The organism is Chloroflexus sp. (genome assembly GCF_034435895.1).
GTDB lineage: Bacteria > Chloroflexota > Chloroflexia > Chloroflexales > Chloroflexaceae > Chloroflexus.
In genome coordinates, this window is sequence record NZ_DAOTWH010000164.1 from 57,744 (window position 1) to 65,126 (window position 7,383).

Here is a 7,383-nt window from a genome sequence, read left to right on the forward strand (position 1 = left end):
TAAGGGCGGGTTTGCCACCCGCCCTTACGCTATCGTTTAGAGAGTGCCGATCAGTTGACCGTATACTCGCCTTCGACGACGCCATCATCCTTGCGAGCACCGCTGCTGCCCGCCCCCGACGCAGCGCCATTGCCGTAGGCGGCCTGCGAGATCTTGAACATCGCCTGCTGCAACTCGTTCGAGAGTTGCTGGATGCGGTTGCGATCCTCTTTGGCGACCGCTTCACGCAGATCCTTGATCAGGCCCTCGATCCGGCTGCGCTCGATACTGTCAACCTTATCGCCCAACTCGTTGAGCGACTTCTCGGTCTGATAGGCGAGGCTATCAGCCTGATTCTTCAGCTCAACCAGCTCGCGGCGGGCCTTGTCTTCGGCGGCATGGAGCTGCGCTTCACGCACCATGCGCTCAACCTCGTCTTTCGAGAGGTTGGTGCTGGCGGTAATCGTGATACGCTGCTCTTTGCCCGTCGCCTTATCCCGCGCGCTCACATTCAAGATGCCGTTCGCGTCAATATCGAACGTCACCTCAATCTGCGGCACACCGCGCGGCGCCGGCGGGATACCTTCGAGGCGGAAGCGACCGAGCGTGATATTGTCAGCCGCCATCTCGCGCTCACCTTGCAAAATGTGGATGTCAACCGCCGTCTGGCCATCAGCCGCGGTCGAGAAGATTTCGGTCTTGCGGGTCGGGATGGTCGTGTTGCGCTCGATCAGCTTAGTCATCACACCGCCCAGCGTCTCGACACCGAGCGAGAGCGGCGTCACGTCGAGCAGCAGCACATCCTTGACTTCACCGCCGAGCACGGCAGCTTGGATCGCCGCGCCGACCGCCACCACCTCATCAGGATTGACGCTCTTGTTCGGCTCTTTGCCGAGCATCTTGCGCACCAGCTCTTGCACAACCGGCATACGGGTCGAACCGCCGACCAACACCACTTCGTCGATCTGGCTTGGCTGCAAGCCGGCATCTTTCAACGCGCGCAGCACCGGATCGCGCAGGCGATCGGTCAGATAAGCGGTCAATTGCTCGAACTTGGCCCGCGTCAGCTTCATCGCCAAGTGCTTCGGCCCGCTGGCGTCAGCCGTGATGAAGGGCAGGTTGATCTCGGTCTCCATCATCGAGCTGAGTTCCATCTTGGCCTTCTCAGCCGCCTCTTTGAGGCGTTGCAGGGCCTGCCGATCCTTGCTCAGGTCGATGCCCTGATCTTTGCGGAACTCATCGATGATCCAGTTGACGATCGCAGCGTCGTAGTCATCACCGCCGAGGTGAGTATCGCCGCTGGTCGACTTGACCTCGATCACGCCGTCGCCGACCTCAAGGATGCTCACGTCGAATGTACCGCCGCCAAGGTCGAAGACGAGGATCGTCTCATCTTTCTTCTTGTCAAGCCCATACGCCAGCGCCGCAGCAGTCGGCTCGTTGATAATACGCAGCACTTCCAAGCCGGCAATCTTACCGGCATCTTTGGTCGCCTGCCGCTGGCTATCGTTGAAGTAGGCAGGCACCGTGATCACCGCCTGCGTCACCGGCTCGCCAAGGAAGGCCTCGGCATCAGCTTTGAGCTTCTGCAAGACCATCGCCGAGATCTCTTGCGGCGCGTACTCTTTGCCGGTCTGCGGCACGTAAATGCGTACATCGTTGCGCGGGCCTTTCACGACTTTGAACGGCACCCGATTGCGCTCTTCAGTCACTTCATCAAAGTTGCGCCCAATAAAGCGCTTCACCGAATAGAGGGTGTTTTCAGGGTTGATCGTCGCCTGCCGCTTGGCGGTTTGGCCTACTAGCCGCTCGCCATTCTTGGCAAATGCGACCACCGACGGCGTGGTGCGGTTGCCTTCCGCGTTGGGGATGACGACCACATCACCGCCTTCCATAACCGCAATGCACGAGTTAGTCGTGCCAAGGTCAATTCCTACAATTTTGCCCATTGTGCTTGCCTCCGTTGCAATGTTGTCGTACCCATGTGGGCCTGTTGTATCTGTGTGTAGTGTACCGGTTTTCTAGCAATGATACACTAGCGGGATGTTAGAGGTGTGTTTGAATCTGATGGTTGCGTAAGAGGATTGCACGGGCAGCCCGCCGCCCGCTTTCCAGCGCGCCATGCACCGTAGCGATTTCAGCGCCGGTAACGATGGCTTCGCCGGCAAAGAACAGCGGGCCAACCGGTTCGGCGAGCGCGACTCGGGCCGCCGGTGTGCCGGCAGCGCTATAGGTGTACGCGCCCCGGCTCCACGGATCGCGCGACCAATCGACCAAGCGGCCAGCGCGGTAAGCGGCGGCGGCATCAACGCCAAATAAGGCGCTCAGTTCGCGCAACGCCGTTGCGATCGCTTCGGCTTCACCCAGATCGGCCACCGCCAGCGCCTGCCGGCCACCCATATAGCCCATCAGGGTTGGCACGCGGGCGCTCGTCACCGGCCACCACGTCGCAATCACGCCATCGGTGCTTAGCACGGTAAACTCCGGCCAGCATTGGCGGTCGAACCAGAGCGCCAGCTTGGTGACGTGGCCCATTGGGATGGCTGCGATGGCGACTTGCTTGGCCGCTGGCAGCGGCGGATCAAACGCCGGCTGGCCGGCCTGCAAGAGCGAAACCGGCACTGTTATGACAAGCTGACGCGCTCGGAATTGGCGGCCATCGGCCAGCTCCACCGCGACCTGCTGTGCATCCCAGTGCACCAGCGTGACCGCAGCTTCCAGTTCGATCGCTAACCCGGCGCTCAGCGGTGCAAGCAGATGGCGATAGCCGCAGTCGATATGAAAGTTATCCTCCCCGATCGTGCTCAAGCGCCGTTCGCGCGCCAATGCCGCCGCGCTGAGCCGGTTCAAGTCGGCCCCTTCAATATTGGCTAGCCAGCGCCCGGCTAAGGTGCGCGCTTCAGATGATGGCGCGAGCCGGTCGAGCAATTCGGCCACCGTCACTTCGGGGCCGCGATACGCGCAGATCTGCTGGTAGAGCGTATGCACGGCTGCCCCAACCGGATCATCAGCGGCCAAGATCCGCCCGCCGAGCGCGAATCGGCGATCGCGGCCCCAGCGCGAGGTGGGCAAGCCGGCGCGCCCGACCAATTCCCACGTGGCGGCGCGGTGGCCATGGATAAACTCAGCGCCAAACTCGACCGGGCCATACTGCTCGTCCGTCCAGATCCGGCCACCGATCCGATTCCGTGCTTCGAGGACGAGCACCTCATAACCCGCGGTATGGAGGGCGTTTGCCGCCGCTAAGCCGGCGATGCCAGCGCCAATCACTATGACATCGTACATACAACCTCTGTCATCGTTCAAAAACTGTGCTCATGGGCAACGGCTCTCACTCTTAGCCCTGCGGTGGCCCCCACCCCCTTGCCCCTCCCCCGCTGGGGGAGGGGAGGGTGGAATTTACCGCAGAGGTCACCGAGGCCTCGGAGGATGATCGCCATACCCAAAAAACCTTTACGTGCTTTGCCACCTCGGCGCCTTTGCGTTTACCATCTCTGCGCCTTTGCCCCCTCTGCGTTGCTGCGTTGACGCCCCCACCCCTAGCCCCTCCCCCGCTGGGGGAGGGGAATAACAACAGCGCTACGTCGCCAACCCCAACCGCAACAGCGTCGCCCGCGCCTCGTCGCCTAACAATGTCTCGTAGAGCAGATCGACGACACGGTCCGGCGATCGTTCGCGCAAACGAACAAGGTACCATTCATACGCCAGCGGCTGCCCGGCCAACGTGACGATCCCTATCCGTTCAAGCCGCGCCGGCAACACACTGACCGGCAAGAACGCCAACGCTAAGCCCGCCTCCACTGCTGACCGCAGCAGCAATGGACTGTCGGCTTCGAGCGCCACACGTAGATCGGCGGCATTAACACCGCGGCGACACAAACCATCATCGATCACGCGCCGCAATGGATGCCCGATCTGCGGTAAAGCTAGCGGGTAGTCGCGTAAGATTCCGGAAGGCACCTGATCTTGCTGCAAGAGCGGATGACCGGCTGCCGCGGCCAACGCCAGCCGCTCGCCGGCCAGCAAGCGCGACTCAAAGCCGCGCCGGCGCGGCGCATCGTTGACCAACACGACATCACAGCGCCGCTCAGTGAGGTATTCCAACGAGCGATCGGCGCTTTGCACCTCGACCTCAACCGTCACCGCCGGGTATTGGCGTTGCACGATGGCGAGCAACGCCGGTAAAAACACTTCGGCGCCGCCAATTTGACAACCGATCGTCACCCGCCCGCCAATCTGGCCGCGCAACGCGCTTACCGCCTGCACCGCCCGTTCAGCCATTGCTACCAGTTCACGCGCGCTGCCAAGCAATTGTTCCCCGGCTAACGTGAGCACCATCTGCTGCCCGCTACGCCGGAACAAGCGCACCCCGCCGACCTGCTCTTCGAGCGCCCGGATCTGCTGGCTGACCGCCGGCTGCGACATATGCAACCGTTTGGCCGCCGCCGAGAACGAGCCGGTCTCGACGACGGCGAGAAAGGTTTGCAAATGAACAGTATTGAGCATAGGGGGTTAGTGGCTTAGTTTCGTCGTATCGTACCGTTGGTGCAACTGCACCGGCTGGCGCGCCTTAGCCTTGGCTGCTGCGCGCAGGTTGAGCATTTCCACCATCACCGAGAAGCCCATCGCAAAGTAGATGTAGCCCTTGGGAATGTGCAGTTCAAAGCCTTCGGCGACGAGCGAAAAGCCGATCAGCAACAAAAAGCTTAGGGCTAACATTTTGATGGTTGGATGTTCATTGACAAACTTCGCAATTCCTTCGGCCAAGAAGAGCATCACACCCACCGCGATGATCACCGCCGCCATCATCACCCACAGCTCATTGGCCATGCCGACCGCAGTGATGACTGAGTCGAGCGAAAAGACAATATCGAGCAAGATGATCTGGAACACCACCGCCTGCATGGTCGCTGCTGCCGCCGATTGCTCGGTATGCTCAGCGCCTTCCAACTTCTCGTGAATCTCGGTTGTGGCTTTGTAGATCAGGAACAGACCGCCACCGAGCATAATCAGGCTGCGACCGGTGACATGCCACGGCCCTAGCTCGAAGAGCGGCTGGGTGAGACTAGCGATCCAACTGATCGACAAGAGCAGCAAGAGGCGGGTGATCAGCGCGAGGCTCAGCCCAATCTGCCGCGCCGGACGCTGCTGCGCTGGGGGCAGCTTGCCGGCCAAAATGCTGATGAAGATGATGTTGTCAATCCCTAACACAATCTCCATCACTGTTAATGTCACCAGCGCCAGCAGATTCTCGACCGAGAAGATGGCTTCCATACCGTCTGTATCCTTTTCTGTTGCCGGATGCGCCGCGCACAGCGCTAATGGTAGCACTCGCCGGCAGGCCGGTCAATCACAGATATTGGTATAATGGTAGCGGTTCGCATACAGCTTGTGGTGTTTCTATGACGTGGCAACTCGCTCATCGCAGTCCTGATCAGCTCACCGTGCGCTTCATCCCATGGCTGACGTGGAGTTTCGCCGCCGTGGTGATCTATGGCGTTGGCACGATCGCGCAGCCATTCCTGACCGGCGCGCAGACCATAACCACCGGCGAAGTGGTGTCGATTACGCTGCTGGCCGGTCTGATGCTGTTTACGCTCATCACCGGCGGCCAGCTCGGCATTTGCCGGATCGACCATCGCAACGGCAAGCTTACCGTCACCTCGTATGGCTTGCTGGGCCGCGCCCGCCAAGAACGCCCGCTGGCCGATGTCAAAGGGCTTGAGGTGCGTGTGTTGCGCCGCGCCCAGTATCGCTTGCTGGTGGCGTTGCGTTCGGGCGAACGCTTGCCGCTGGCGCCGTTCTACTTGGTCAGTTTCAACGATCGCGGCATTCGCCGCATCGCCGAAGCCCTCGGCGTCGAACCGGAAATGATCCAAGAGCAGCGCACATTCCGCTGAGGGCTTCATCACGCTCCGCTGCCCATCGTGACATTCATCGAACCCTATGATTCCACTCCAGCTTGCCTTACGCAACTTTATGTGCTACCGCGCCGATGACGACGGCGCGCCGCTCCGACTCGATCTTGACGGCTTGCATGTACTCTGTTTGTCGGGCGAGAATGGGGCCGGCAAATCAACCTTGCTCGATGCGATCACATGGGCCTTGTGGGGGGAAGCGCGCAGCGCCGACGATGAGTTGATCGCGCAAGGCGAGACCGAAATGATGGTCGAGCTGGTATTTGCGCTGGATGGCCGGAAATATCGCGTGATTCGCCAGCGCCAACGCGGGCGCAGCACCGGCAAAGGGACTAGTTCCGGCAAGACATGGCTCGATGTGCAGAGTTTCGACGGCGCGGCTTGGCGACCGATCGGCGAAAACACCATCCGCGAGACGCAGGCCAAAATCAACGACCTGCTGCGCATGTCGTACCGCACCTTCATCAACGCCTCGTTCCTCTTGCAAGGCCGGGCCGATGAGTTTACCAGCACGACGGCGGCGGAACGCAAAGAGGTATTGGCCGAGATTCTCGATCTAGCCGAATACGCCGCACTCGAACAGCGCGCGCGCGAACGGGTGCGCAGCCTTGAGGCCGAGACCATTAAGGTACGCGGCCAGCTTGAGTCGCTCCAACCGATTGCCGCGAAAGTCCCGTTCTGGCAACAGGCGGTTGCCGACGCCAGCCAGCGGCGCGAGCAGTTGCAAGCCACCCGCGCTGCGCTGGAAACCGCCTACACCACTGCTTTCACCCGCCTGCGCGAGCTAGAGGCGCTGGCCCAGCGCCACCGCGAGCTGCAAAACCGGCTTTCCGCGCTGGCCGGCGAGATTCAGCGCCACGAGCGCGATTTGGCCGAACTCAGCCAGCGGATTGCGCACGCCGAGCAGGTGATCGCCAAACGGCCCGTGATCGAGCAGGGGTTGGCTGAATTGGCCGCCGCGCGCGCCGAACTTGACCGGCTAGAGGAGTTGCGCACCCGCTTCGATGAGCTGACAGCGCGCAAAAACGAGTTGCGCGAAGCGTGGCGGGCCGAACGCGACCGCTTGAAAGAGGAGTTGGGACGGGCCGAACAGACCCGTGACCGCTTGTGCGCTGATGTGGCCCGCTTGGCCGAGTTGCGCACCCAAGAAGAGCAGTTGCAGCAACGCTTGCGCGAACTGGCGCCGCTGCATGCGCAATTGGTGCGAGCACAGGCCCAGCGCACCGAGCTTGAGCAACACCTCAACCAGATCCGCGATCTGGCCACGCGCCAAACCATCCTCCGCAATCAGCTAGATCAACGCACCACGGCGCTCCACGCCGAATTGACCCGCTACCAGCAAGATCAGCGCCGGTTGGCAGAGCAGCTCGCCAAAGCTGCACAATGGCAGGCCGAACTCGCCGCTGCCCAAGCCGCCCGCGCGGCGGCCTGCGAACTGGAAGCGCAGCAACAGGCGCGCCGCACCCACGAGCAAGCCACCGTTGAC

At 61.6% G+C, this 7,383-nt stretch carries 6 protein-coding genes; 2 read left to right on the forward strand and 4 right to left on the reverse strand.

The features are described 5' to 3' along the window. Positions 1-50 precede the first annotated feature (50 nt). From dnaK to U9R81_RS10060, 4 genes are all read right to left on the reverse strand, one after another. Positions 51-1,928, reverse strand: a complete 1,878-nt coding sequence (gene dnaK, locus U9R81_RS10045) for a molecular chaperone DnaK (RefSeq protein ID WP_322495325.1) — start codon at positions 1,926-1,928, stop codon at positions 51-53. Between the two features lie 97 nt (positions 1,929-2,025). Further along, complete coding sequence (locus tag U9R81_RS10050) at positions 2,026-3,264, reverse strand: NAD(P)/FAD-dependent oxidoreductase (protein ID WP_322495326.1); 1,239 nt, start codon at positions 3,262-3,264, stop codon at positions 2,026-2,028. Positions 3,265-3,558: 294 nt separating this feature from the next. Then, positions 3,559-4,485 (reverse strand): LysR family transcriptional regulator, encoded by a 927-nt coding sequence (locus U9R81_RS10055; protein WP_322495327.1) that lies wholly within the window; start codon positions 4,483-4,485, stop codon positions 3,559-3,561. A gap of 6 nt (positions 4,486-4,491) precedes the next feature. Then, positions 4,492-5,253 carry a TerC family protein gene (locus tag U9R81_RS10060; RefSeq protein ID WP_322495328.1) on the reverse strand — a complete coding sequence of 254 codons (762 nt, stop codon included), beginning with the start codon at positions 5,251-5,253 and terminating at the stop codon, positions 4,492-4,494. Positions 5,254-5,381: 128 nt separating this feature from the next. Here U9R81_RS10060 and U9R81_RS10065 point away from each other — a divergent pair, with 128 nt between their 5' ends. Together U9R81_RS10065 and U9R81_RS10070 are read left to right on the forward strand one after the other, a co-directional pair. Beyond that, positions 5,382-5,879 carry a hypothetical protein gene (locus U9R81_RS10065; protein ID WP_322495329.1) on the forward strand — a complete coding sequence of 166 codons (498 nt, stop codon included), beginning with the start codon at positions 5,382-5,384 and terminating at the stop codon, positions 5,877-5,879. Positions 5,880-5,925: 46 nt separating this feature from the next. Continuing rightward, positions 5,926-7,383, forward strand: a 1,458-nt coding sequence (locus U9R81_RS10070) for an SMC family ATPase (RefSeq protein ID WP_322495330.1), incomplete at its 3' end; no start/stop codon positions are given.

What these genes read in the sequence shown, in the direction of transcription:
- U9R81_RS10065 (WP_322495329.1), top strand. Translation starts at nt 5,382, where the DNA reads ATGACGTGGCAACTCGCTCATCGCAGTCCTGATCAGCTCACCGTGCGC.
- U9R81_RS10060 (WP_322495328.1), bottom strand. Translation starts at nt 5,253, where the DNA reads ATGGAAGCCATCTTCTCGGTCGAGAATCTGCTGGCGCTGGTGACATTA.
- U9R81_RS10055 (WP_322495327.1), bottom strand. Translation starts at nt 4,485, where the DNA reads ATGCTCAATACTGTTCATTTGCAAACCTTTCTCGCCGTCGTCGAGACC.
- dnaK (WP_322495325.1), bottom strand. Translation starts at nt 1,928, where the DNA reads ATGGGCAAAATTGTAGGAATTGACCTTGGCACGACTAACTCGTGCATT.
- U9R81_RS10050 (WP_322495326.1), bottom strand. Translation starts at nt 3,264, where the DNA reads ATGTACGATGTCATAGTGATTGGCGCTGGCATCGCCGGCTTAGCGGCG.